The sequence below is a fragment of the Desulfurispora sp. genome (genome assembly GCF_052744395.1).
Window position 1 is genome coordinate 42,808 of the sequence record NZ_JBRAJI010000011.1, and the last position, 21,582, is coordinate 64,389.

General features: G+C 58.2%; 28 protein-coding genes. 3 read left to right on the forward strand and 25 right to left on the reverse strand.

Translation table 11 applies throughout. The features are described from left to right. Position 1: 1 nt before the first annotated feature. From nuoK to ACUVTU_RS04785, 20 genes are all read right to left on the reverse strand, one after another. Complete coding sequence (nuoK, locus tag ACUVTU_RS04690) at positions 2-322, reverse strand: NADH-quinone oxidoreductase subunit NuoK (protein ID WP_445888798.1); 321 nt, start codon at positions 320-322, stop codon at positions 2-4. Beyond that, the gene (locus ACUVTU_RS04695) at positions 323-829 is read right to left on the reverse strand and encodes an NADH-quinone oxidoreductase subunit J family protein (RefSeq protein WP_445888799.1); all 507 of its coding nucleotides are present in this window, start codon (positions 827-829) and stop codon (positions 323-325) included. 2 nt (positions 830-831) lie between these two features. Next, positions 832-1,368 carry a 4Fe-4S binding protein gene (locus ACUVTU_RS04700; RefSeq protein WP_445888800.1) on the reverse strand — a complete coding sequence of 179 codons (537 nt, stop codon included), beginning with the start codon at positions 1,366-1,368 and terminating at the stop codon, positions 832-834. A 4-nt stretch (positions 1,369-1,372) separates the two neighbouring features. Further along, positions 1,373-2,425, reverse strand: coding sequence for an NADH-quinone oxidoreductase subunit NuoH (nuoH, locus tag ACUVTU_RS04705; protein ID WP_445888801.1), 1,053 nt, complete (start codon positions 2,423-2,425; stop codon positions 1,373-1,375). Between the two features lie 26 nt (positions 2,426-2,451). Continuing rightward, positions 2,452-3,546 carry an NADH-quinone oxidoreductase subunit D gene (locus tag ACUVTU_RS04710; RefSeq protein ID WP_445888802.1) on the reverse strand — a complete coding sequence of 365 codons (1,095 nt, stop codon included), beginning with the start codon at positions 3,544-3,546 and terminating at the stop codon, positions 2,452-2,454. After that, positions 3,543-4,004 carry an NADH-quinone oxidoreductase subunit C gene (locus tag ACUVTU_RS04715; protein WP_445888803.1) on the reverse strand — a complete coding sequence of 154 codons (462 nt, stop codon included), beginning with the start codon at positions 4,002-4,004 and terminating at the stop codon, positions 3,543-3,545. The genes ACUVTU_RS04710 and ACUVTU_RS04715 overlap by 4 nt, the downstream gene beginning before the upstream one ends. After that, a complete protein-coding gene (locus ACUVTU_RS04720) occupies positions 3,979-4,536 on the reverse strand; it encodes an NADH-quinone oxidoreductase subunit B (RefSeq protein WP_018085611.1) in 558 nt (185 codons plus the stop codon). The genes ACUVTU_RS04715 and ACUVTU_RS04720 overlap by 26 nt, the downstream gene beginning before the upstream one ends. Beyond that, positions 4,527-4,883, reverse strand: a complete 357-nt coding sequence (locus ACUVTU_RS04725) for an NADH-quinone oxidoreductase subunit A (RefSeq protein ID WP_445888804.1) — start codon at positions 4,881-4,883, stop codon at positions 4,527-4,529. The genes ACUVTU_RS04720 and ACUVTU_RS04725 overlap by 10 nt, the downstream gene beginning before the upstream one ends. A 90-nt stretch (positions 4,884-4,973) precedes the next feature. Then, the gene (locus ACUVTU_RS04730; RefSeq protein WP_445888805.1) at positions 4,974-5,684 is read right to left on the reverse strand and encodes a ribonuclease HII; all 711 of its coding nucleotides are present in this window, start codon (positions 5,682-5,684) and stop codon (positions 4,974-4,976) included. Between the two features lie 236 nt (positions 5,685-5,920). Continuing rightward, complete coding sequence (ylqF, locus tag ACUVTU_RS04735) at positions 5,921-6,937, reverse strand: ribosome biogenesis GTPase YlqF (protein WP_445888806.1); 1,017 nt, start codon at positions 6,935-6,937, stop codon at positions 5,921-5,923. Positions 6,938-7,072: 135 nt separating this feature from the next. Beyond that, positions 7,073-7,609 (reverse strand): signal peptidase I, encoded by a 537-nt coding sequence (gene lepB / locus ACUVTU_RS04740; RefSeq protein WP_445888807.1) that lies wholly within the window; start codon positions 7,607-7,609, stop codon positions 7,073-7,075. A gap of 188 nt (positions 7,610-7,797) precedes the next feature. Further along, entirely contained in the window at positions 7,798-8,145 is a 348-nt protein-coding gene (rplS, locus tag ACUVTU_RS04745) for a 50S ribosomal protein L19 (RefSeq protein ID WP_018085606.1), read from the reverse strand. A gap of 152 nt (positions 8,146-8,297) precedes the next feature. Next, complete coding sequence (trmD, locus tag ACUVTU_RS04750) at positions 8,298-9,053, reverse strand: tRNA (guanosine(37)-N1)-methyltransferase TrmD (RefSeq protein ID WP_445888808.1); 756 nt, start codon at positions 9,051-9,053, stop codon at positions 8,298-8,300. Further along, positions 9,043-9,642 (reverse strand): ribosome maturation factor RimM, encoded by a 600-nt coding sequence (gene rimM / locus ACUVTU_RS04755; RefSeq protein WP_445888809.1) that lies wholly within the window; start codon positions 9,640-9,642, stop codon positions 9,043-9,045. Before rimM ends, trmD begins: the two co-directional genes overlap by 11 nt. Continuing rightward, entirely contained in the window at positions 9,627-10,181 is a 555-nt protein-coding gene (locus ACUVTU_RS04760; protein WP_445888810.1) for a YlqD family protein, read from the reverse strand. The genes rimM and ACUVTU_RS04760 overlap by 16 nt, the downstream gene beginning before the upstream one ends. Positions 10,182-10,347: 166 nt before the next feature. After that, on the reverse strand, positions 10,348-10,575 hold the full coding sequence (locus ACUVTU_RS04765) for a KH domain-containing protein (RefSeq protein WP_445888811.1): 228 nt from the start codon (positions 10,573-10,575) through the stop codon (positions 10,348-10,350). A gap of 58 nt (positions 10,576-10,633) precedes the next feature. Next, a complete protein-coding gene (gene rpsP / locus ACUVTU_RS04770) occupies positions 10,634-10,888 on the reverse strand; it encodes a 30S ribosomal protein S16 (RefSeq protein WP_445888812.1) in 255 nt (84 codons plus the stop codon). 62 nt (positions 10,889-10,950) lie between these two features. After that, a complete protein-coding gene (gene ffh, locus ACUVTU_RS04775) occupies positions 10,951-12,330 on the reverse strand; it encodes a signal recognition particle protein (RefSeq protein ID WP_445888813.1) in 1,380 nt (459 codons plus the stop codon). A gap of 110 nt (positions 12,331-12,440) precedes the next feature. Further along, entirely contained in the window at positions 12,441-12,791 is a 351-nt protein-coding gene (gene ylxM, locus ACUVTU_RS04780) for a YlxM family DNA-binding protein (protein WP_445888814.1), read from the reverse strand. Positions 12,792-13,032: 241 nt separating this feature from the next. Continuing rightward, the gene (locus ACUVTU_RS04785) at positions 13,033-13,275 is read right to left on the reverse strand and encodes a hypothetical protein (protein WP_445888815.1); all 243 of its coding nucleotides are present in this window, start codon (positions 13,273-13,275) and stop codon (positions 13,033-13,035) included. A gap of 255 nt (positions 13,276-13,530) precedes the next feature. Here ACUVTU_RS04785 and ACUVTU_RS04790 point away from each other — a divergent pair, with 255 nt between their 5' ends. The 3 genes from ACUVTU_RS04790 to ACUVTU_RS04800 are packed head-to-tail and all read left to right on the forward strand — an operon-like array spanning position 13,531 to position 15,673. After that, positions 13,531-13,890 carry a nucleotidyltransferase domain-containing protein gene (locus tag ACUVTU_RS04790; RefSeq protein ID WP_445888816.1) on the forward strand — a complete coding sequence of 120 codons (360 nt, stop codon included), beginning with the start codon at positions 13,531-13,533 and terminating at the stop codon, positions 13,888-13,890. Next, entirely contained in the window at positions 13,890-14,315 is a 426-nt protein-coding gene (locus ACUVTU_RS04795) for a HEPN domain-containing protein (RefSeq protein WP_445888817.1), read from the forward strand. The genes ACUVTU_RS04790 and ACUVTU_RS04795 overlap by 1 nt, the downstream gene beginning before the upstream one ends. Then, positions 14,312-15,673, forward strand: coding sequence for an aspartate aminotransferase family protein (locus ACUVTU_RS04800; protein WP_445888818.1), 1,362 nt, complete (start codon positions 14,312-14,314; stop codon positions 15,671-15,673). Before ACUVTU_RS04795 ends, ACUVTU_RS04800 begins: the two co-directional genes overlap by 4 nt. Before the next feature lie 10 nt (positions 15,674-15,683). Here ACUVTU_RS04800 and ACUVTU_RS04805 read toward each other — a convergent pair whose 3' ends face one another. The 5 genes from ACUVTU_RS04805 to ACUVTU_RS04825 all read right to left on the reverse strand — a co-directional run. Next, positions 15,684-18,071, reverse strand: a complete 2,388-nt coding sequence (locus tag ACUVTU_RS04805; protein ID WP_445888819.1) for a tetratricopeptide repeat protein — start codon at positions 18,069-18,071, stop codon at positions 15,684-15,686. Positions 18,072-18,114: 43 nt separating this feature from the next. Further along, positions 18,115-19,197, reverse strand: coding sequence for a mannose-1-phosphate guanylyltransferase (locus ACUVTU_RS04810; protein WP_445888820.1), 1,083 nt, complete (start codon positions 19,195-19,197; stop codon positions 18,115-18,117). Further along, positions 19,194-20,321: a glycosyltransferase family 4 protein gene (locus ACUVTU_RS04815; RefSeq protein ID WP_445888821.1), complete on the reverse strand. Its 1,128-nt coding sequence runs from the start codon at positions 20,319-20,321 to the stop codon at positions 19,194-19,196. Before ACUVTU_RS04815 ends, ACUVTU_RS04810 begins: the two co-directional genes overlap by 4 nt. Positions 20,322-20,390: 69 nt before the next feature. Continuing rightward, complete coding sequence (locus tag ACUVTU_RS04820) at positions 20,391-21,020, reverse strand: acetyltransferase (protein WP_445888822.1); 630 nt, start codon at positions 21,018-21,020, stop codon at positions 20,391-20,393. Then, on the reverse strand, positions 20,999-21,582 hold a 584-nt coding region (locus tag ACUVTU_RS04825; RefSeq protein ID WP_445888823.1), incomplete at its 5' end, for a glycosyltransferase. The genes ACUVTU_RS04825 and ACUVTU_RS04820, both read right to left, overlap by 22 nt.

Genomic DNA, 21,582 nt, shown 5'->3' on the forward strand with positions numbered 1-21,582 from the left:
CTTACCACTTCAGCCAGTCGAACTCGTCCAGGTTGACGGTGAGCTTGTTCCGGTAGATGGCGATGATAATGGCCAGGCCCACGCCCACTTCGGCGGCGGCCACCGTGATCACAAAGATGGCGAAAATCTGGCCGATGAAATCGCCCGGCGTGACGTACTTGCTAAAGGCAATCAGGTTGATATTGACCGCGTTGAGCATGAGCTCAATGCAGATGAGCACCGATACCGCGTTTTTCTTGGCCAGCACGCCAAACAGGCCGATGCCGAAGAGGATGGCCGACAGCACGGTGTAGTGCACCAGGCCGATGGTTAAAGGTTGCATTTACTCCTTCACCTCCCGGGCCAGGAAGATGGCCCCCACCAGAGCCACCAGCAGCAAGAGCGCGGCCACTTCAAAGGGAATGACGTACTTGCTGAGCAGCAGCTGCGCGATATTTTCCACGGTTTTCTCGGGCACCGGGGCACCGGCATCCAGCCACTGGGTGCGGGCGGAAAGGGCGCCGCACAGGGTGATCACCAGGGCCACCACAGCAGCCGAAATTTTGGTCTGGCTGTTAAACAGGTTGGTCTGGCCCATATTGCCGCGCTGAATGAGCATGATACCGAAAACCACCATGATGCAGACCGCGCCGGCGTAGACCATGACCTGCACGGCGGCCAGGAAGTCGGCGTCCAGGGTGAGGAAGAGCCCGGCCATGGCGATAAAGCAAACGGCCAGCCAGAGCACCGAGTGCACGATGTTGCGCAGGCACACCACCAAAAGGGCCGAGCCCACAATGGTGGCCGCCAGAACATAAAAGGCCAGCGCAGTCCAGATACTGCTTTCCATGACTACTTACCCTCCTTGGCCGGGGCGCCCTCTTTGGCTTTGGCCGCCGGCTTTTCTTTGGCCGCAGCATCTTTGGCGGCCGCGGCGGCCTTGGCGGCAGCAGCCTTCTCGGCCGCGGCTTTGGCCTCGGCTTCGGCCTGGGCCACCACTTCGGGCGGGGGAGCCGGGCGGTCCACCAGGGTCAGGCGCACCCAATTGCGGGTGTACTGGTTCATATCAATCACATTGCTGAATTTCAAGGCGTCCTTGTTGCAGGACTCCACGCACAGGCCGCAGAACAGGCAGTACTCAATGCGCATGATATATTTGGTCAGGTACTGCTTTGTGCCCACTTTGGTGCGCTCCAACTGGATCACCTTGTTGGGACAGGCGTTGGCACACAGCCCGCAGGCGATGCACTTGTCCACATCCAGCTCGAAGCGGCCGTGGAAGCGGGGAGCCATGGGTATTTTCTCGTCGGGGTATTCCACCGTCACCTTTTTGCGGAAGAACCAGCCCCAGGTAATCTGCAGTCCTTTCAGTAACCCTTGTCCGAACATGCTCTCACCACCCCATCGCCCGGTAGAGGTACATGCCTACCCCGGTAATAAAGATGTTGGCCAGCGACAGGGGCACCAGCACCTTCCAGCCGAAGCCCATGAGCTGGTCAACCCGGATGCGCGGGTAAGTCCAGCGAATCCACATGAAGATGAAGATCATCACGTACATCTTGAGGAAGAACCAGACCCAGGACGGGATGAAGGTCAGGCCGAAGGGGGCCAGCCAGCCGCCCAGGAACATCACGGTGCACATGGCCGAAACCAGCATGACGTTGGCGTACTCGGCCAGGAAGAACATGGCAAAGCCCATTCCGCTGTACTCGGTGTAAGGACCGGCGATGATCTCGGATTCCCCTTCCACCAGGTCGAAGGGGGTACGGTTGGTTTCGGACACGCCGGCGATGAAGTAAATCAAAAAGGCCAGGGGCTGGGTAAAGATAAACCAGATGTTTTTCTGGGCGCTCACCACTTCGGACATATTCAGCGTGCCCGTGATCATGACCACGCCCAGCAGGGCCAGCACCAGCGGCAGCTCATAGCTGACCATCTGCGCCACCACGCGCATGCCGCCGATCAGCGAGTATTTGTTGTTGGAGGACCAGCCGGCCATCCAGAAGATGATGGTGGATAGCGAGGCCACCGCCAGGAAGTAGAACACGCCGATGTTCATGTCCACCGCGGCCATGTTCTCCCCGAAGGGCACCACGGCGTAAATCATGAAGGGCGGCGCAAAGATCAGGGCAGCCGCCAGTAAAAAGACCACCTTGTCGGCATGTTTGGGCAGGATGATCTCCTTGGCCAGCAGCTTGCCGATGTCGGCCGTGGTCTGCAAAAGGCCCTTGGGACCCACCCGGTTGGGGCCCAGACGGCACTGGATAAAGGCGGCCACCCGGCGCTCCATATACACCAGCCAGAGCGCGTTGACCAGAATAAACACCAGGATAGCCAGCAGCTTGACCACCATGACCACGGTGTCGGCACCCAGGGCGGGCAGACCCAGCCCCTCCAGCGCACCGCGCAGTCCGGCGGCTATCCCTGTAAAAAGATTTTCACCCATACCTCTTCTCCCCTACATGGAATTTGCTAGCAGTCCACTTCGCCCAGCACGATGTCGATGCTGCCCAGGATGGCGATGACGTCGGCAATCTTCCAGCCTTCGCACAGCTGGCCCAGGTAGCCCAGGTTGATGAAGGAGGGGCGGCGGAAATGCACGCGGTACGGTTTGGTGGAGCCGTCGCTGACAACGTAGGCGCCGTATATACCCTTGGAGCTCTCGATTTCGGCGTAGGCATCGCCCGCCGGCGGCTTGAGCACTTTGGGCACTTTGGCCATGATCTCGCCTTCGGGCATTTGCTCCAGCGCCTGCTCGATGATGCGGATGGACTGGCGCATCTCCAGAATGCGCAGGCGGAAGCGGTCGAAACAGTCGCCGTTCTTGCCCAGGGGTACCTCAAAGTCGAAGCGGTCATAGACGCTGTAAGGCCGGTTTTTGCGCAGGTCGAAGTTGACGCCGCTGGCCCGCAGCACCGGACCGCTCAGGCTGTAGTTGACGGCCACTTCGGGGGGAATGACGCCCACAAACTTGGTCCGGGCCTGGAAGATCTCGTTGCCCGTGATCAGGCCGTCGTACTCGTCACAGCAGGCCGGGAATTTGGCAATGAACTCCTTAATTTTGGGATAGAACTCCTCGGGCAGGTCCTCGGCCACCCCGCCAATGCGGAAATAGCTGAAGGTCATGCGCGAGCCGCAGATCATTTCCAGCATGTCCAGCACGTCTTCCCGGTCCCGGAAGGTGTAGATGAAGGCGGTAAGCCCGCCGATGTCGGCACCATAGGCGCCGGTAGCCACCAGGTGGCTAGCAATCCGGGACAGCTCGCCCACAATGACCCGGATGTACTCGGCCCGCTCGGGCACCTGAATGCCCATGAGCTTTTCCACCGCCGCCACATAGCCCCAGTTCATTAGCATGGCCGCCAGGTAGTCCATGCGGTCGGTGTAGGGAATGACCTGGGTGTAGGTGCGGGCCTCGGCCAGCTTTTCAATGCCCCGGTGCAGGTAACCCGGCACGGGCGTGGCCTTGACCACGGTTTCCCCGTCCAGCTCCAGAATAATGCGGAAGACACCGTGGGTACTGGGGTGCTGGGGGCCCAGGTTCAGCACATAGGTTTGGGTTTTCACGCCTCTCTGCCCCCTTCCCACTGAAAGTCCTTGCGCAGCGGATGGCCCGGGAAGTTGTCTTCCAGGAAAATACGCGTGGGGTGACCCGGGTAGCCAGTGAAGTTGATGCCCATCAGGTCGTAGACCTCGCGCTCCTGCCAGTTGGCGCCGCCCCAGAGCGGGCAAAGCGAAGGCACGGACGGGTTTTCCTTGTCCGGCAGAGGGCATTTGACCATCAGTTCGTAGCCGTGTTCAAAGGAAATCAGGTTGTAGACCATTTCAAAACGATCGGCGTAATCCACCCCGGTGAGGTTGGTGAGGTAATCCATGGCGTAGTCCGGATTTTCCTTCAGCTCCTGCATCAGCGGCAGGAGCTGAGCGGCGTCCACCGTGAGCACCTGGTTCTCCGCCACCTGCAGGCCGGGGAATTTTTCACTTAGGGCTGCCAGCAGTTCAGCCGGTAATTGCTTTTGGGCCACGGATCTGGTTCACCACCTTGGGATTGAGGATTTTTTCTTTTAACATCAGGTAGGCTTCAATAACGGCCTCGGGCCGCGGCGGGCAACCGGGCACATATACGTCCACGGGGATGAGTTTGTCCGCCCCGGGCACCACGTGATAGGAGTCCACAAAGGGGCCGCCCGAAATGGCGCAGCTGCCCATGGCGATCACCCACTTGGGTTCGGGCATCTGCTCGTACAGGCGCACCACAAAGGGAGCGGCCTTTTTGGTGATGGTGCCGGCCACCAGCATCACGTCGGCCTGGCGCGGCGACCCGCGCATCACCTCGTAGCCGAAGCGGGAGAGGTCGAAGCGGGCCATGTTGGCGGCCATCAGGCCCTCGATGGCGCAGCAGGCCAGGCCGAAGCCCAGCGGCCAAAGAGAGTGGGCCCGGGCCAGGTTCAGCAGTTTTTCCAGCGGAGCCAGATAGACCAGACGCTTCACTTCATTGATGATGGCCGGGTCTTTGGTCAGCTTTTCCACCGGATGGACTTCTTTGTTTACATCCATTCTAATGCTCCTTCCTTCCAGGCGTACCACAAGCCCACAATCAGGATGAAGATGAAGATGATCATTTCAATGAAGGCGAAAAGCCCCAGGCTGGTGAATTTGACGGCCCAGGGGTACAGGTAGATGGTTTCTACGTCGAAGATGACGAAGAGCAGAGCGTACAGGAAGTAGCTGGTTTTGAACTGCACCCAGGTGGGGCCGATGGTGTCCACACCGCATTCGTAAACTTCCACTTTTTGCGGCGTAGTGCGGCGCGGGTGGATGATGAAGCTGGTGATGATGCCCCCGGCGCCAAAGACGATGCCCACGATGAGGAAGATGGCGATTGCGCCCCAGTCGGAAAGCATTGGTTTCCCCCCTTTCTGTGCGTGATTCTAGCCTGGACAATGGCTCACTGTGTTATTATACTGCAAGTTGACTGGCTGGTAGACCAGCAATTATTGACATACACCCCGGAAAGTGCGGCGGTGCACCGGACTGGGACCGAACTGCCGCAGGGCGGCCCGGTGCTCGGCAGTGGGGTAGCCCTTGTGCCGGTCGAAACCGTACTGCGGGTAGAGCTGGTGCAGGGCCTGCATCAGGTCGTCGCGGTATACTTTGGCCAGCACCGAGGCGGCGGCAATGCCGGGGCTTAAAGTGTCACCCCGCACCAGGGCGGTCTGGGGCAGGTCCAGGCCGGGCACGATAAAGCGGCCGTCCACCAGCACATGCTGGGGGGCTATGCTCAGCCCCCGGACGGCGCGCTGCATGGCCAGCAGGCTGGCCTGCAGGATATTGAGGCGGTCTATTTCGGCCACAGTGGCCAGGGCCACGTTCCAGGCCAGGGCCTGCTGCTGGATGGCGGCGGCCAGAGCCTGGCGCTGCCGGGCGGTGAGCTGTTTGGAGTCTTTTAAGCCGGGCAGCCGGCAGTCGGGCGGCAGGATGACGGCGGCCGCCACCACGGGCCCGGCCAGGGGACCGCGCCCGGCTTCGTCCACGCCGGCGATGTACTCCAGGCCGCACTGCCGGAGGAACTGGTCGGGGGAGGGCGGCCGGGCGGGGCTTTCCAGGGACTCCGGCGGCACCGGGCTGTCTATAGCGTTAATTTCGGAAGTTGCTGGCGGGTCAGATGGCTTTGACGTTTCTGGATTTTCCGATGTTTTGGACATTTCCGCCACCCTCCCGTATAACATTTTTTCGCGATGAAAGGACAAATCCCTGCCCCGAATGTAAATATTTTTTGGGTGAACGGTTTGGGGTTGGGGCGAGCATGTGCAACGCTCACCCGGTCGTCGCATACGGAACTGCATCAAGCACTTACCCAGGGCGGGTGTGCATCATTCGCTCGCCCGAATTCCGTGCCGGGCTCGCTCAGGATTGGCACACCCGCTGCAGATCGTCAAGCTCATCGAAGGCGGACATTGTGCATTTCGCCGCCGCAATCACACAATTCCAGAGTAAAGCGCCCCAGTTTGCCCTCGCGGAAGTCGTGCAGCAGCTGTACGGCGGCGCGGGCCGGGTCGGGCCGTCCGCCGGGCAGCAAGAGACCGCGCCTTTTGCCGATGGCCGCCAGCCAGCAGCGGGCGGCGGCGGAGGGCTCGCTCTGCAGCAGGTGCAGCCAGGGGTCGGCGGGTAAAGCGGCTGGCGGAGCAATCTCCTGCAGAGCGGGTGTGCCATCCGGCAACCCGGTGCTCATTTCGCCCGCTCTCCCGGCCGGTCTGCCGGCAACCTCCTCCCCCGCCGAACCGTAACGTTCCTCCAGGGCCGGCGGCCGGGTGAGCAACAGGTAGTCAATCAGGCGCAGGGCGCATTCTTCCACATTGTACAGCTCTTCCTTAATCGCTCCGGTGAGGGCCAGTTTGAGGCCCACGGCCGGATCGGCGAATTTGGGCCAGAGGATGCCCGGTGTGTCCAGCAGTTCCACGGCGCCGGACAGGCGTACCCACTGCGGACCGCGGGTGACACCGGGCCGGTCAGCGGTGCGGGTGGCTTTGCGGCCAGCCAGGCGGTTTAACAGGGAGGATTTGCCCACATTGGGCACGCCCACAATCAGACAGCGGGGCGGCCGGGGGCGGCGGCCCCGGGCAGTCAGGGCAGCCATCCGGGGCGCAGCCAGCCGGGCTACGGCGGCCGGGATGCGCTCGGTGCCGCCGCCGCGCTGGCTGTCCACCGCCAGGGCGGTGTGCCCCTGCCGGGCGAAATATTCCCGCCAGGCAGCAGTGGCCGCCGGGTCGGCCAGATCGGCCTTGTTCAGCACCACCAGGCGGGGATAGCCCTGCAGGATGGCGTCAATGTCCGGGTTGCGGCTGCTCAAGGGGATGCGGGCATCCAGCAGTTCGATAGCTACGTCCACCAGTTTGAGGTTTTCCTGCACCTGCCGGCGGGCTCTGGCCATATGGCCGGGGTACCACTGGATCTGCACGACAGCCCGAAACCTCCTTGCAAATAGTAAATTAGCACTACAGCGCAATTTCAATTTTCGTGAGTGGGTGTGCATCCTGCGCTCGCCCGAATAAATAGCTCAGGAAAGCCACGCCCGCCAGTTCACAGAGCAGTCTTAGCGCAAGATCTTAATATGCCCAATCGGCCAGTAAATAAATACCGCCTTGCCCACCACATTCTCTTTGGGCAGTGGGCCCCAGATGCGGCTGTCGTCGCTGTTGTTGCGGTTGTCGCCCATCATCCAGTAATGGCCGGGCGGTACCTTGACCGGGCCGAAGTCGGCCATTTTCAGACCCACCGGCAAGTAGGGCTCGGGCTGCAGTTTGCCGTTGATGTACAGCCGGCCGTCCCGGATGGCCACGGTTTCCCCCTCGAAGGCGATCAGCCGCTTGACAAAGTCGCGCGAAGGGTCCAGGGGGTATTTGAAGACCACAATGTCACCCCGCCGGGGCTGCCAGAAGTGATAAGTAAACTTGCTGACAATAATCCGGTCGTTGATCTGCAAATTGGGCTCCATGGAGCCCGAGGGGATGTAGAAGGGCTGGATGATGAACATGCGGATGAGCGCCGCCAGGACAACGGCTATGACTATGGACTCCAGCACTTCCCGGGCGGGTGATTTTTTCTTTTTTTCTGGCAAAACCTCAGCCATGGAAATGTCACACTCCTCCAGGCGGTTTATCCCCGGCCGGGCGCACCGGCCCCGGCCATACCCGCAAGAAAAACGGCAGGTTTTGCTGATCCGCACACATTCCCAGTGCGGAGCAAATGAGTACCGGGCCAGCATCCGGCACCAGAGGTAAAAAAGGGACTGACTGGCAGTCCCTTTTGTTTCCGTACCTATCTTCTCCCGGCTTCTTTGATGCGGGCGGCTTTACCGCGCAGCTGGCGCAGGTAGTACAGTCTGGCCCGCCGTACCCGGCCGCGCCTTGTCACTTCAATGCGGTCGATCTTGGGGCTGTGCAGCGGGAAAGTCCTTTCCACACCCACGCCGTAGGATACACGGCGCACGGTGAAAGTCTCGCTCATGCCCCCGCCGCGGCGGCGGATGACCACGCCCTCGAAGACCTGAATCCGCTCCCGGTTGCCTTCAATAACTTTGTAGTGCACCTTGACGGTGTCGCCGGGTTTGAACGCGGGAATTTCCTGCTTTAAGTACTCCTTTTCCAGAGACTGCACCAGGTTCATGCTTTCTGCCTCCTTCCTGGGGGTGTTCGTGTCGCGGCGCAATACCGACAGAGGACCACCCTTGATCCAACAGCCAATATTATAGCACGCCGGCGCAGCCACAGGCAAGTTTATCCGGCAGCGCCGGCCCGGGTTTTTATTTTAAAAAAAGTTTACGTACCGTCCAGAACCTGCTGGATTTCCTCCAGCACCCGGCGCAATATTTTTTTGTCCTCGGCGGTGAGGGAGGCTTCTTTGAGCAGTTCGGGCCGTGCGGCCAGGGTACGCAGCAGCGACTGGCGCCGCCGCCAGAGGCGAATGTTTTCATGATGGCCGCTTAAAAGCACTTCGGGCACCTCCAGGCCCCGAAAGGAGCGGGGCCGGGTGTAGTGGGGGTATTCCAGCAGGCCGTCGCTGAAGGATTCCTCCTGCGCCGAATCCTGCTTGCCCAGCACGCCGGGCACAAAGCGGGCCACGGCATCCACCAGCACCATGGCCGGCAGTTCGCCCCCGGTGAGCACATAGTCGCCGATGGAGATCTCCTCATCCACCAGGACCTCCCGCACCCGCTCGTCTATTCCTTCATAGTGGCCGCAGAGGATGATCAGGTGCTCTTCCTGCGCCAGCTGGCGCACCAGGGGCTGGGTAAGCACCCGCCCGGCCGGGCTCATGTAGATCAACCTGCCGGGCGAGGAGGCCTGCCGGCGCACCTGCTCCACGGCCCGGAAAATGGGTTCGGGCCCCATAACCATGCCCGCGCCGCCACCGTAGGGCGTATCGTCCACAGTGTGGTGCTTGTTGGTGGAAAAATCGCGGATGTTGACCAGATTGATGGTGAGATGGCCGCTCAAACGGGCCCGTTTGATGATGCTGTCGTCAAAAGGGCCGCTGAACATGGCTGGAAACAGGGTGAGAATATTAATCAGCACTTGGGTCTCCCTCCAGGCCGGGCGGCAGTTCCACCCGCATGCGTCGCGCCTCCAGGTCAATTTGTTTGACCACGCTTTTCAGGGCGGGTATTAACAGAGGGGGCCGGGCTTTGCCCGCAGTGCGCCGGGTCTGCCCCGCCATGGCGGCCTCCCCTCCACCCCCGACCGGCTCGCCGGCAGCCGGGCGCTCCACCACATAAACATCATTGGCCCCGGTCTGGATGACATCGCTCACCTGCCCCAGGTGGCAGCCGGCAGTGTCGTAAACCTCCAGGCCAATGATGTCGAAGATATAAAAGGTGTCGGCGGGCAGCGGCACCAGCTGGGAGCGCGGCAGCTGCAACAGCGCCCCTTTGAGCTTTTCCGCCGCGGTCATGTCGGGCACTTCGGCAAATTTGAGCAGGATGAACTTTTTGTAGGCGCGGGCCTCGGCAATATGATAGGTGAGGTAGCGACCGGCCAGCAGCAGGGTGACCTGCGACATGCTGAAAAAGCGCTCGGGGTAGTCGGTGAGCGGATAGACGCGCACCAGCCCTTTATTACCCTGAGTGCCGGTTATTTTGCCAATGGTGATCATTTGCTCGGACATATCTTTTCCCCCTGCCGGATTTGTTCAATGATGCCGTCCCGCACCACTATTTCCACCTGCATGATGGCGCCCAGGTCATCGCCCGGCCCTACCTCCACCAGGCTCTCCGCCCGGCCCTGCACTACTTCGGCGCCCAGGGGCAACCGGGCCAGCGCCTTTAATTGCTCCAGCACGCGGCCGCGTTTTTCGGCAGCCTGGCGCCAGTTTTCCTCCAGCTGCCGGCGCAGTTGCTGAAGGGAGACGGCCGCCGCCTGTGGCGCAGCAGCTGGCACTGACCCGCCACTGCCGGCCGGCTGTGCCGCCCCGCATTTTTCGGTACTGCACCCGGGCTCCTGCAGCTGACCCGGTCGCCCCGGGCGGGCCAAGGTCACCTCCTGCGCCTGCAACTGTTGCAGGCGTTGTTTTACGGCCGCCAGTGAGGCGTCCAGGGCAGCCAGTTCCTGCTGCAGCCCGGCCGCAGCCTGCTGCTTGTACTGCTCGGTGACTATGGCCTTAATCAGCACCGGCCGGGTAATGGTAAGGCGATTCAGTAGTTGCAAAATAGCCACCCCAATGGCACTCAGTTTAATACAGTCAATCCCGGTAATACTGGCAATGCCCTGCGGCGTTGCGGGATGCAGCTGTTTACGCTATGTCTGCTGTGCATCAGGCCGCCGCAGGAGCATGAGCGGTAAATATGGTAAAAGAGGGCACCGGCGGCCCTCTTTACATTATTTCCACATTGGCTTTCTTTTTCTGCCGGGTGGCAGCGGCTTTCACCACCGTGCGGATGGCCCGGGCAATGCGGCCCTGCTTGCCGATAACCTTGCCCATATCATCCGGAGCCACGCGCAGTTCAATGTTGCAGGATTTTTCCTTTTCCACCATGCTGACGGACACCTGCTCGGGGTGGTCCACCAGTGCTCTGGCCAGAACTTCCACCAGTTCTTTCATTGGTTATATGGCCCCCTTTAAAACGGTTGCCCATCGTTTGCCACTGCACCGGCACCGCTTACTTGCCGGCGCCCAGCAGGCCAGCCTTGTTGAACAGCGCCCGGGTAGCGTCGGTGAGCTGGGCGCCCTTCTTCAGCCAGTCCTGCGCTTTGGCCTCGTCAATTTTGATCACCGCCGGGTTTTGCAGAGGATCGTAATAGCCAATCTCCTCAATAAACCGGCCGTCGCGGGGCGAACGGGAATCGGCCACCACTACGCGGTAAAAGGGCCTTTTCTTGGCCCCCATGCGGCGCAGTCTAATTTTTACAGCCATGTTAATGTCACACCTCCCTTTACTGGTTTGGCTTGCTCGGCAATGTTAGCACGCTGCCGTGCTCAGCGCAGCATGTCGGGCGGCCCGCCCGGCCCCATAAAGGGCAGTTTGGGCAGCTTGCCGCCTTTTTTCAGCGTTTTTTCCATATCCACAAACTGCTTCATCATCTTTTTGGTCTGCTCGAACTGCTTGAGCAGCCGGTTGACATCCTGCACACTGGTGCCGCTGCCCCGGGCGATGCGCCGCCGCCGGCTGCCGTTGATCTGGTGCGGGTTGGCCCGCTCCCAGGGCGTCATGGAATTGATGATGGCCTCCACATAAACCAGCTCTTTATCGTCAATGTCGCCCAGGTCTTTGAGCTTTTTCATGTTGCCCAGGCCGGGGATCATGCCGATAATCTGCTGCAGCGGCCCCAGCTTTTTCACCTGCTGGATCTGCTGCAGGAAATCCTCCAGAGTGAAATCCTGGCTGCGGATTTTCTGGTTCAGTTTGGCCACCTGCTCGGCATCGAAGCTGGCCTGGGCCTTTTCAATCAGGGTGAGCACATCGCCCATGCCCAGGATGCGGTCGGCCATGCGGTCGGGGTGGAAGGGCTCCAGAGCGTCCAGCTTTTCCCCCACCCCGGCAAACTTCACCGGACAGCCCGTAACCGCCTTGACCGAAAGCGCCGCGCCACCCCGGGTGTCGCCGTCCAGCTTGGTCAGGATGACCCCGTCCAGGCCCAGGCGGTTGTGGAAGGTCTCGGCCACTTCCACGGCCACCTGGCCGGTCATGGCGTCCACCACCAGCAGCACCTCGTGGGGCTGCACGGCCTTTTTCACGGCCTCCAGCTCGCTCATCAGTTCCTCATCGATGTGCAGGCGGCCGGCAGTGTCCAGAATGACCACATCATTGCCGTAATTTAACGCGTGCTCCCGGGCCGCCCGAGCGATGTCCACCGGGCTGGTCTGTTCGCCCATGGTGAATACCGGAATGTCCAGCTGCTTGCCCAACACCTGCAGCTGCTTGATGGCGGCCGGGCGGTAGACATCGCAGGCCGCCAGCAGCGGCCTTCTGCCCTGCTTGCGCAAATAGTTGGCCAGTTTGGCGCAGGTGGTGGTTTTGCCGGCGCCGTGCAGGCCCACCAGCATAACCACGGTGGGCGGTTTCTGGGCCAGGTTGATTTTGGCCTGGGTGCCGCCCATCAGGGCGGTAAGCTCCTCGTGCACAATCTTGATCACCTGCTGGCCCGGCGTCAGGCTGGTGAGGATGTCCTGGCCAATGGCCCGCTCCTTGACTTTTTTCTGAAAGTCCTTGACCACTTTGAAGTTGATATCGGCGTCCAGCAGGGCGCGGCGCACCTCTTTCAGGGCCTCGTCCACATCGGCCTCGGAAAGGCGGCCCTTGCCCTTGAGCTTGCGAAAGGTTTCCTGCAGTTTTTCGGCCAGGCCGGAAAAAACCATGGATAGCGCCTCCTTTGTTGAGGCAGATTGTTCTTCTTATTTATTCCCACTCATTTGCTTTCACTCACCAGAGGCACTGCGCCCGCTCCGCCCGCCCGGTCTTTTACCCTTTAAAGCTGCACATCCTCCAGCAACCTGTGCAACCTGGCCAGATACCCAACCAGCTCAGGCTGGCGGTTCACTGTCAGTGTCTCCTGCAGCAGACGGCGGGCCTGCTGCAGCTGCTCCCGCTGTTGCAAAAAGCGGCCCGCCAGGCCCAGCTTTTGCTCATAGCGCAGCAGGGTAAGCTGGCAGCGGCGCAGCACGTCGTGCACCGCCTGGCGGCTGATATGCAGCTGCTCGGCAATCTCACCCAGGGAGAGATCGCCGGCGTAGTACATTTCCATGAGCCGGCGCTGCTTTTCGGTGAGCAGCTGGCCGTAGAAATCATAGAGCAGGTTCATCCAGGCGTGCTTTTCCATGCGCTACTCCGGCGCCGCCGGCGCAGTTGCACCCGCGGCGGCACTGACAAGTATTTTTACTTGACAGGGATATTATATAGGCAGCGCCCACCAGTGTCAATGGCAGATATATTCTCCGCAATTAATCGCCCTATTATTGCTCTGCTGACAGCTTTAAATAAGCCTGGCTCTGCTGCCAGACCTTTTGCAGGTAATCTTCCACCCCTGCCTTAACCGCAGCCCGGTGGAGGTAGTTTGTTGCTCACCCATTCCAGCGATACCTCCGGGAGCCGATCTTCTCGATCATTCCGCTATCCAGGGCCTTCTGCCAGCGCAGGTAATCCAGCAAAAAAAGCAACACGTCTTCCTCCCGCTCCCGGGGCTTACTGGAGCGGGCCGGACTATTCCCGGAGGCAGCCCACTGTGTATACAGATGCAGTGACTTCAACCGCAACTTTTCCATGTAACTATCATAGTTCACTTTGCGCACTGGCTTTAATCGCACCTGCCCCCCATATTTCTCCCGCCTTTTGCATCCGCTGCCCATAGCTGCTGGTTTCCACCGCACAGGCCACCGCATTAACCGCCCCGGTTTTGTTAACTATTAACAGTATAGCATCCAGTGCCTGTAAAATAAACCAGTTTAAAATAGTGTTGCCCCAACATGCTTTCTTGTGCCCAGCTTTGTGCACAAATAATTTGACCGCGGGGCGGAAAAGTGCTAATATTTCCTTAAAATGGATTAACGGGAGCTGAAAGCATGTCCGGCCTGCCCGAGCATTTATCCACCGAGGAACGCCAATTGCTCAAACGCTGCAAACAGGCCATCCAGGCCATTGTGCCCGATGCCAGGGTTATCTTATTCGGCTCGCGGGCCAGGGGCGACGCCCGGGCCGATTCGGACTACGACCTGCTGGTGCTGATACCTGTTGTTGGCAACACCGAGCTAGACGATATAGAGGAACTGGAAGAAAAAATACTGGCGGCAATTTACGAAATTGAACTGGATAGTGATGTTATCTTAAATACAACAGTAATCCCGACCACCATATGGTCATCACCCCTCTTCCGGACACATCCTTTCCACTACTCTGTAAGCAAAGACGGGGTGAATCTATAGTGTCTAAACAGCAGGAAAAACGTGTATTGATCGATTATCGACTAGCCCGGGCCGATGAAGCATTAAAAGAAGCGGTCTTATTATTAGATGCCGGCCATTACAACACCACGGTAAACCGGCTCTATTATGCCTGCTTTTATGCGGTAAATGCTCTTTTGCTTACCAGGGGAATGTCGTCCGCCAAGCACAGCGGAGTACGCTCACTTTTCAATCAGCACTGGGTCAAAAAGAACATTGTTCCCAAACACCTGGGTAAATTTTACATGGAGATATACGAATACAGGCAAAAAAGTGATTATACAGATTTAGTCAGCTTCAGTCAGGACAAAATCTTAAAACTTTTGGAGGAAGCCAGAGGATTTGTCCAAACCATAAAGGCTATTGTAAAGGAAACCATTTTACTCCCAGAGGATGGTACTGTATGAATCAACTGATTTCACTGGACCGCGCCCTGCAGCTGACCGGCCGGGAAACCGCCGAGCTGCACCGCCGCTATGGCAACGAAGCCCTGGCCAAAATGCTGGGCCTGCTCAAATTCGACAAGCGCTTTGTGCGGGCGCAAGGCGTGCGGATATGGGACGAGGAAGATAATGAATACCTGGACTTTCTGGGCTCCTACGGGGCCATGAACACGGGACACAACCACCCGGCCGTGCTGGCGGCGCTGGCCAAAGTGCAGGACCGGCCCAACCTGCTGCAGGCAGCCTTAAACCCCCTGGCCGGAGCACTGGCCCATAACCTGGCGCAACTGGCCCCGGGGAACCTAAAGCGCAGCTTTTTCTGCAACAGCGGCGCCGAGGCGGTGGAGGGGGCGCTGAAGACCGCCCGCCTGGCCACGGGACGGACGGGCTTCATTTACTGCCACGGCTCTTTCCACGGTAAATCCTTCGGAGCCCTTTCGGTGACCGGGCGGGAAAAGTACCAGCAGCCCTTCGCCCCGCTGCTGGCCCCCTGCCAGGCCGTACCTTTCGGGGATCTGGAGGCGCTGCGCCAGGCCCTGGCCGACCGGCAGGCGGCCGCATTTATTGTGGAGCCGGTGCAGGGCGAGGGCGGCGTGCACGTGCCGCCGCCGGGCTACCTGAAAGAAGCGGCCCGCCTGTGCCGGGAACACGGGACATTGTTCATTGCCGACGAGATCCAGACCGGCCTGGGGCGCACGAGCGCGCTTTTCGCCTGCCAGGCCGAGGATGTGGAGCCCGACATCATGTGCCTGGCCAAGTCGCTGGGCGGCGGGGTGATGCCCATCGGCGCTTTCCTCTGCCGGGAGGAGGTATGGCAAAAGGCCTACGGCAGTATGGAGCGGGCCACGCTGCACACGTCCACCTTTGGCGGCAACACGCTGGCCTGCGCCGCCGCCCTGGCCACGCTGCAGGTGCTGCAGGAGGAGAACCTGGCCGGGCGGGCGGCGGAAAGCGGTACCTATTTAATGAAAAGGCTGCTTGCTTTAAAAGAAAAACACCGCCTGATCCGCGACGTGCGGGGGAGGGGCCTTTTAATCGGGGTGGAATTTGAGCAACCGCGCGGTTTATTCAACCGCCTGACCCTGGGCCTGGCGGAAAAGCTGGCCACCGAGTACACGGGCGCCCTGGTAGCCGGCCTTTTGCTCAACCAGTACCGCATTATCACCGCCTACACCCTGAACAACCCCAATGTGATCCGGCTGGAGCCGCCCCTCACGGTGGGCCGGCCCGAGCTGGACGCGGTGGTGGAGGCGCTGGACGAAATATTGAGCCGCCACAAGGGCCTGGTGGGCCTGGCGGTGGGCAACCTGCGGGGGCGTTAAGCCCCCGCTTTTATTTCACCGGCACGGCGGTCACAAAGAACTGGAAGCCTTTGGCCAGTTCGGGCACCGCAGACTGCGCCTGCTGCAGCAACTGCTGCGCCTCGGGCACCCGGCCCTGCTTTTGCGCCGCCACGGCCAGCCACAGGGCGGCCTCGCCCTTGAGCTCCTGGTTTTGGAGCAGGGGCCTGAGCATAGCTTCGGCCGGGGCATACTCACCCAGCAAACACCGGGCTGCGCCGGCGCTGAGCTGTACAGCCGGCGTTTCTTGCAGCTTTTCCTGAACCCACAGCTTCATTTCTTCCTCGGTCACCCGGGCCAGGCGCTGTTTGATCATTGCGGGCACGGCCGCCGCCTGCTGCAAATAGGCGGCGCTTTTCTCCCGCTGTCCCTTGATCAAAAGATTGGTGCCAGCGGCAAAACAGGTGCGGCCCCAAAGCTCGTACCACTGGTTTTGCAGCGAAGCCTGCTGCACCGCCTGCCGGGCGTAGGAAACCGCCTGCTCGTAGTCACCCATTTCAAAATAAACATTGGCCAGATTGGCCCGGGGCAGGGAAGCATACTGACTGCATTGCAAAGCCCGCTGCCCTTCCGCCAGAGCGGCCTGCTGGTCCCCCTTTTGCAAATACAGCTTGCTCAAATTGATATGGAACTCGGCCCGGAAAGGGTTGTAAGCGGCCGCCTTTTGCATCTGCTGCAGAGCCACTGCCCCCTGACCGGTGCGGGCCGCGCTGGTCGCCTGGCGGGCCGCTTTTTCCGCGGTAATCAAACAGCCCGTACCCAGCAGCAGCACAACAATCAGGGCCAGACCGCCATACCAGAGGAGCGGCCGCAGGCCCGCGGGCCCCTCGGGCTTACCCTGCCCGGTCGCCCCTTGCGCCTTTGCCGGCACAGCCAGAGCCCGCAGCATGCCCCACAGGGCCCAGAGCACTATGGCGTGGGCGGAAAGAGACAAATCAAAATCCAGCCAGGCGTGCAAACCCACACCCAGTACGGCCAAGGCCAGAGTCCAGACTAAAAGGCGCCGTCCGGCGTCGGACGTACCATAATAGCAGCGGTGGGCCAGCCAGAAGAAGACCACCCAGATGGCCAGGAACACCCCGGCTCCCAGAGCCCCCGCTTCCACCGCCACCTGGAAGAAATGGCCGTGCACCTGGGTGGAAATGTAACCGTAGTTCTGGAAGGTGCGGTAGCACTCCTGCCAGCCGCCCCCGCCCCAGCCCAGCAGCGGCCGCTGCTGGAACATTTCCTGTGCGGCCTCGTGAAAGGCAAAGCGCTCCAGCACATTGCGCACCTTGAGCAAAGTAATAACCTTATCATGGAACTGCTGGTTGGCCTGGAACTGCCAGGCGAAAACACCGACCGCCAACAGCACCAGCCCGGCCCCCACGGCCAGCAAGTACACCTGGCGGCGGGATAGTTTTTCCCACAGGCCCAGCTTCAAACCGTAATTGTACAGCACCTGCCAGAGCAGCGCGAAAAGGAGCGCGGCAAACACCCACAGCCAGGCCCGGTCGAACTGATTGGCCAGCGCCAGCGCGGTAAACTTGAGCCCTGCCAGCAAGGCCACGGGTAACAGACCGGCCACATGGTACAGCGCCGCCACCCGGTAGGCGGCCGGCACACCCCAGAAATAGAGCAGCAGAATTACAGCAAAAACCATAATGCCGCCATTGGAACGCGTACCAAACAACGTGACCAGCACCAGCATATTGGTCAGAGCATAAAAAAAGTAGTAGGGATTAAGCCCGGCCAGCCAGGCAGGCAGAGATGACCGGCTGCTCAGGCGCAAAAGCTGCGCCATATCCCGGCCGTGGCTGGACTGCCACAGGTAAAAGCCAGTTAAAGTGATAACTATTAAATAACTGGCCAGCGCATTGCCGTACTGAAAGGTGCCGTAAATGCGCCCTTCCAGAAAACCGTCTTTAATATGTATAATGCCTGTGGCCGTGGCCAGACCGGCCAGCGCTACACCCACCCCGGTCAAATAAATGATTTGCAGCAGGCGCCGCACATCCAGCGCACCACGCACCAGAGTGACCACCAGGAAGTAGACAATAAAATAAAGCAGCGTTTTGACAATCTCGTCCACCGCCAGGCCGCTGTTCACCGCCCGAAAAGCCGATAGCACATAAACCAGCGGGAAAGCCAGCACCAGCCAGTCCATAACATGGCCTAAGGGGCGCACCTGCCCCTGCCGGAAGCGGTAGTGCCAGGCCGCAGCCAGCACCAGCAGCGCCCAGAAAAGGGCCTTTTGCTGTTCCGTGGCAAAAAACAGGCCCCTGAAGAAGGGGGGGAAAATAAAGAGCAACGCCAGGCCCCAGAAGGCCAGGTGGTAAGTCACAGGCAGAGCTGCTGGGCCAGTGGATAATGCGCCCTGCTGCTTCTTTTTCTTGGCCAACTCTTTCGCCTCCCGTAATCCAGAAATAAGCTTGCCCCCGGCCCTACCCTCGCCCCGGCAAGCGCTGTACCAGCTTTTTGATCTCCTGCGCCCGTTCTTTAGGACAAATGAGCAGCGTCCCGTTATGTTGTACAATGATCAAATCCCGTACACCCAGAGCGGCCACCAGCCCACCTTCAGCCTGCACCAGGCAGTTGTATGTATCCAGCAATACGGCCTGACCTGTGACTACATTGCCGCACTCATCGCACTCACCCAAACGCTCCAGCGCCGTCCAACTTCCAATATCGTCCCAGCCGAAATCACTGGCCAGCAACAAAATATTGTCCGCCTTTTCCATAATACCATAATCCACAGAAATTTTTGGCAAGCCATGATAGTGCTCAGCCAAAAACTCCTGCTCCGCCACTGCACCGCCGAAACGCCAGGCGTCATCCGCCCGTCTGAGCAATGCTGACAACTCGGGCAGATGCTTATCAATCAACCGATTAATCAGATCCACCCGCCAGATGAACATGCCGCTGTTCCAGAAATAGCCGCCTTCAGCCAGATACTTCCTGGCTGTTTCCAGCACCGGCTTTTCGGTAAAACGCACCGCACGGTATATTTCTATGCCCTCCACCTGTCCCAGCAATTGATCACAACAAATATAGCCATAACCGGTTTCCGGACGATGTGGGACAATACCCAGCGTAACGATCTGCACACCGTTAAATGCTTTTTCCACAGCCAATCGCAATATGCGGCGAAAGCGTTCCGGGCGGGCAATATAATGATCGGCAGGCAGTACCAGCATTACAGCCTGCGGACAACGACGGGCCACCTGTAGCGCACCCAGGCCCACAGCAGCCGCTGTATCCCGCCCACAGGGTTCAAGGATAACATTTTCCGATGGCAAATACGGCAACTGTTCACGTACTAGCCCAGCATATTCCCGAGCAGTTATCACGATTACCCGCTCGGACGGAACAATACCCGCCAGACGATCGACCGTTTGCTGCAACATACTTCTATCGCCAACAATAGGCAAAAACTGTTTGGGGCGCTGCGGTGTGCTAAGAGGCCAGAAACGCTCCCCACTGCCACCAGCCAGAATAACGGCATATGTGCTTGAAGTGTCTATCATAATGTACCTTCTCTCCCCAGCAACTTATTAATGTATCCCTGCAACTCTGCCCGAAACCTCTCCGGAGCAAAGCGCAGAGCATTTTGCCGGCAGTGCATCGGTTTAATAACACAGCCCAACTGCTCAAAAGTGCGCACGGCATCAATTAAAGCATCCACTGTCTGCGGGTGAAAGAACACTCCTGTAGGCTGGGGCGCATCCAGCCCCTGGATTGTTTCCCTTACTCCACCTTTTCCGTAAGCTATCACCGGGGTACCACAGGCCTGAGCCTCTACAGGCACAATGCCAAAATCCTCCTCGGCAGCAAAAACAAAGGCCCTGGCCCTTTGCATGTAGTCCTTTAAAACAGGGAAGGGTTGATAGCCCAGCACCTGAACATTACTTGCGGCAAGTGCAGCAATTTTTTTGTACTCCGGCCCGTCACCAATAACAACCAGCTTTTTATCCGGCATCATACTAAAAGCTTTCACAATCAAATCCACCCGCTTGTAGGGCACCAGACGGGAAGCCGTGAGATAGAAATCACCTTTTTCCTCATGAAGAGTAAAAGAATGCACATCCACTGGCGGATATATCACCTCGGCGTCTCGGCGATAAACCTTCCAGATCCGCCGTGCAATAAATTGGGAGTTGGCAATAAACGCATCCACCCCAGCCGCCGTACGGTAATCCCACAAGCGCACACGATGCAACAAATAACGAAGCAGCCAACTTTTCAGCCCCTTGTCCAGACCAGTCTCAGTCAGGTATTGGTGCTGCAAATCCCAAACATAACGCATGGGAGAATGCACATAAGAAACATGCAATTGATCTGGACCGGTAATCACGCCTTTTGCTACGGCATGAGAATTGGAAATCACCAGATTATAATCCGAAAGATCAAATTGTTCCACCGCTAGTGGCATAAACGGCAGGTAAATACGGTACTTCTTCCTGGCTCCTGGTAATTTATGGATAAATGACGTTTTAACCGATTTATTTTGAATAAACGCACGCTGTCCACCAGGTAAAAAATCCACCAGGCTGAATAAATCCGCATCGGGAAATATATGCAAAATCTGTTCAAGCACGCGCTCAGCCCCAGCGTAGGTGACCAACCAATCGTGGATGATGGCGATTTTCATTAATGATCTCCGCATCATACTTTTGTTCAAGAGTACAGAAAAGCGACTTAATGTATAACTTAATGTATATCAGTTAAGTTTTGTCTGCCACTGTTTTGCTGGTACACCTACATATACTCCTGGCTCGCTTATATCATCAACAACCGTCGCTCCAGCACCAATTATTACATCATCGGCTATATTCACCTTGTCAATAATAGTCGCACCTGCTCCTATAAAAACACGTTTTCCCACTGTACATTTACCGGCAATAGTTGCATTTATTGAAATATGTGAAAAGTCACCAATCTTACAATCATGCTCCACAATTGCCCCAGTATTAATTATGCACCCCGAACCCACACTCACCATCGGACCCAAGTATGCTTTGTGTGCAACAAAAGTCCCGGCAGCAACAGTGGTACCCAAACCAACATAAGCAAGGGGAGAAATAATTGTAGCTATCGGGAATTTTTTCAGACCAAGTGCTTTTAGTTGTTGCATGCGATATTTATAATCCCCGGCAGCCGCAAAAGCCAGCCAATTTTCAGGTATGACCAGAGGTAATTCTTTAACAACCTTAAAACCATGGAAACTCTCGCCTTGTTGGGCATTTTGTTCCACAAATAGAAGATCTGTGAAGCCAATGCGTAATGCAACATCCCCCACACTGCGAGCATGTCCACCAAACCCCAATATTAACAACCCTTGCTGCAGCACAACTTCTCCTCCTTACCTGACTGGGCAATTCTATCTAAAATTTCAATATATTCATCAACTACCTCTGCCCATGTGCGTTTAGCAAGCACTTCGTCATAGAATTTGCGCTGTTTCGCATATAGTAGGTGACGGTTTTCCAAAGCCCATTCAATTTTAGCCGCCATATCCCGCCAATCAAAAGGATTAAAAAGCGTCTCCGTACTCAATTCCGGATCACTAAGTATTTCTTCAGTTACCGGAATACGTGCCATAACCACCGGAGTTCCCACAGATACAGCCTCCGCAAAAGTAAAGGGAACCCCCCCTTCAAAAAGGCTGGGGTTAACAGCCAAATCGGCTAGATAGTAACAAGCGGCAAGCTCTTGTGCTGTTAAACCATGCAAACAAAGCACATCATTTTCCAAGTTATGTTCTGAAATAAATCTTTCAATTTCAGGCAATACACTAGGATTACCGGTTAGAATAAGTTTTTGTTTTATATATCGCTGTTTTAAAAGATAATTATAAGCACGTAACAGGTTTACAACATTTTTATTTGGCCTAAACTGACTGGCATAAAACA

Bases quoted from the DNA above. Each gene is read 5' to 3' on its own strand.
- nuoK (WP_445888798.1), bottom strand. From the start codon at position 322: ATGCAACCTTTAACCATCGGCCTGGTGCACTACACCGTGCTGTCGGCC.
- ACUVTU_RS04695 (WP_445888799.1), bottom strand. From the start codon at position 829: ATGGAAAGCAGTATCTGGACTGCGCTGGCCTTTTATGTTCTGGCGGCC.
- ACUVTU_RS04700 (WP_445888800.1), bottom strand. From the start codon at position 1,368: ATGTTCGGACAAGGGTTACTGAAAGGACTGCAGATTACCTGGGGCTGG.
- nuoH (WP_445888801.1), bottom strand. From the start codon at position 2,425: ATGGGTGAAAATCTTTTTACAGGGATAGCCGCCGGACTGCGCGGTGCG.
- ACUVTU_RS04720 (WP_018085611.1), bottom strand. From the start codon at position 4,536: ATGGATGTAAACAAAGAAGTCCATCCGGTGGAAAAGCTGACCAAAGAC.
- ACUVTU_RS04725 (WP_445888804.1), bottom strand. From the start codon at position 4,883: ATGCTTTCCGACTGGGGCGCAATCGCCATCTTCCTCATCGTGGGCATC.
- ACUVTU_RS04730 (WP_445888805.1), bottom strand. From the start codon at position 5,684: ATGTCCAAAACATCGGAAAATCCAGAAACGTCAAAGCCATCTGACCCG.
- lepB (WP_445888807.1), bottom strand. From the start codon at position 7,609: ATGGCTGAGGTTTTGCCAGAAAAAAAGAAAAAATCACCCGCCCGGGAA.
- rplS (WP_018085606.1), bottom strand. From the start codon at position 8,145: ATGAACCTGGTGCAGTCTCTGGAAAAGGAGTACTTAAAGCAGGAAATT.
- rimM (WP_445888809.1), bottom strand. From the start codon at position 9,642: ATGTCCGAGCAAATGATCACCATTGGCAAAATAACCGGCACTCAGGGT.
- ACUVTU_RS04765 (WP_445888811.1), bottom strand. From the start codon at position 10,575: ATGAAAGAACTGGTGGAAGTTCTGGCCAGAGCACTGGTGGACCACCCC.
- rpsP (WP_445888812.1), bottom strand. From the start codon at position 10,888: ATGGCTGTAAAAATTAGACTGCGCCGCATGGGGGCCAAGAAAAGGCCC.
- ffh (WP_445888813.1), bottom strand. From the start codon at position 12,330: ATGGTTTTTTCCGGCCTGGCCGAAAAACTGCAGGAAACCTTTCGCAAG.
- ylxM (WP_445888814.1), bottom strand. From the start codon at position 12,791: ATGGAAAAGCACGCCTGGATGAACCTGCTCTATGATTTCTACGGCCAG.
- ACUVTU_RS04790 (WP_445888816.1), top strand. From the start codon at position 13,531: ATGTCCGGCCTGCCCGAGCATTTATCCACCGAGGAACGCCAATTGCTC.
- ACUVTU_RS04800 (WP_445888818.1), top strand. From the start codon at position 14,312: ATGAATCAACTGATTTCACTGGACCGCGCCCTGCAGCTGACCGGCCGG.
- ACUVTU_RS04810 (WP_445888820.1), bottom strand. From the start codon at position 19,197: ATGATAGACACTTCAAGCACATATGCCGTTATTCTGGCTGGTGGCAGT.
- ACUVTU_RS04815 (WP_445888821.1), bottom strand. From the start codon at position 20,321: ATGAAAATCGCCATCATCCACGATTGGTTGGTCACCTACGCTGGGGCT.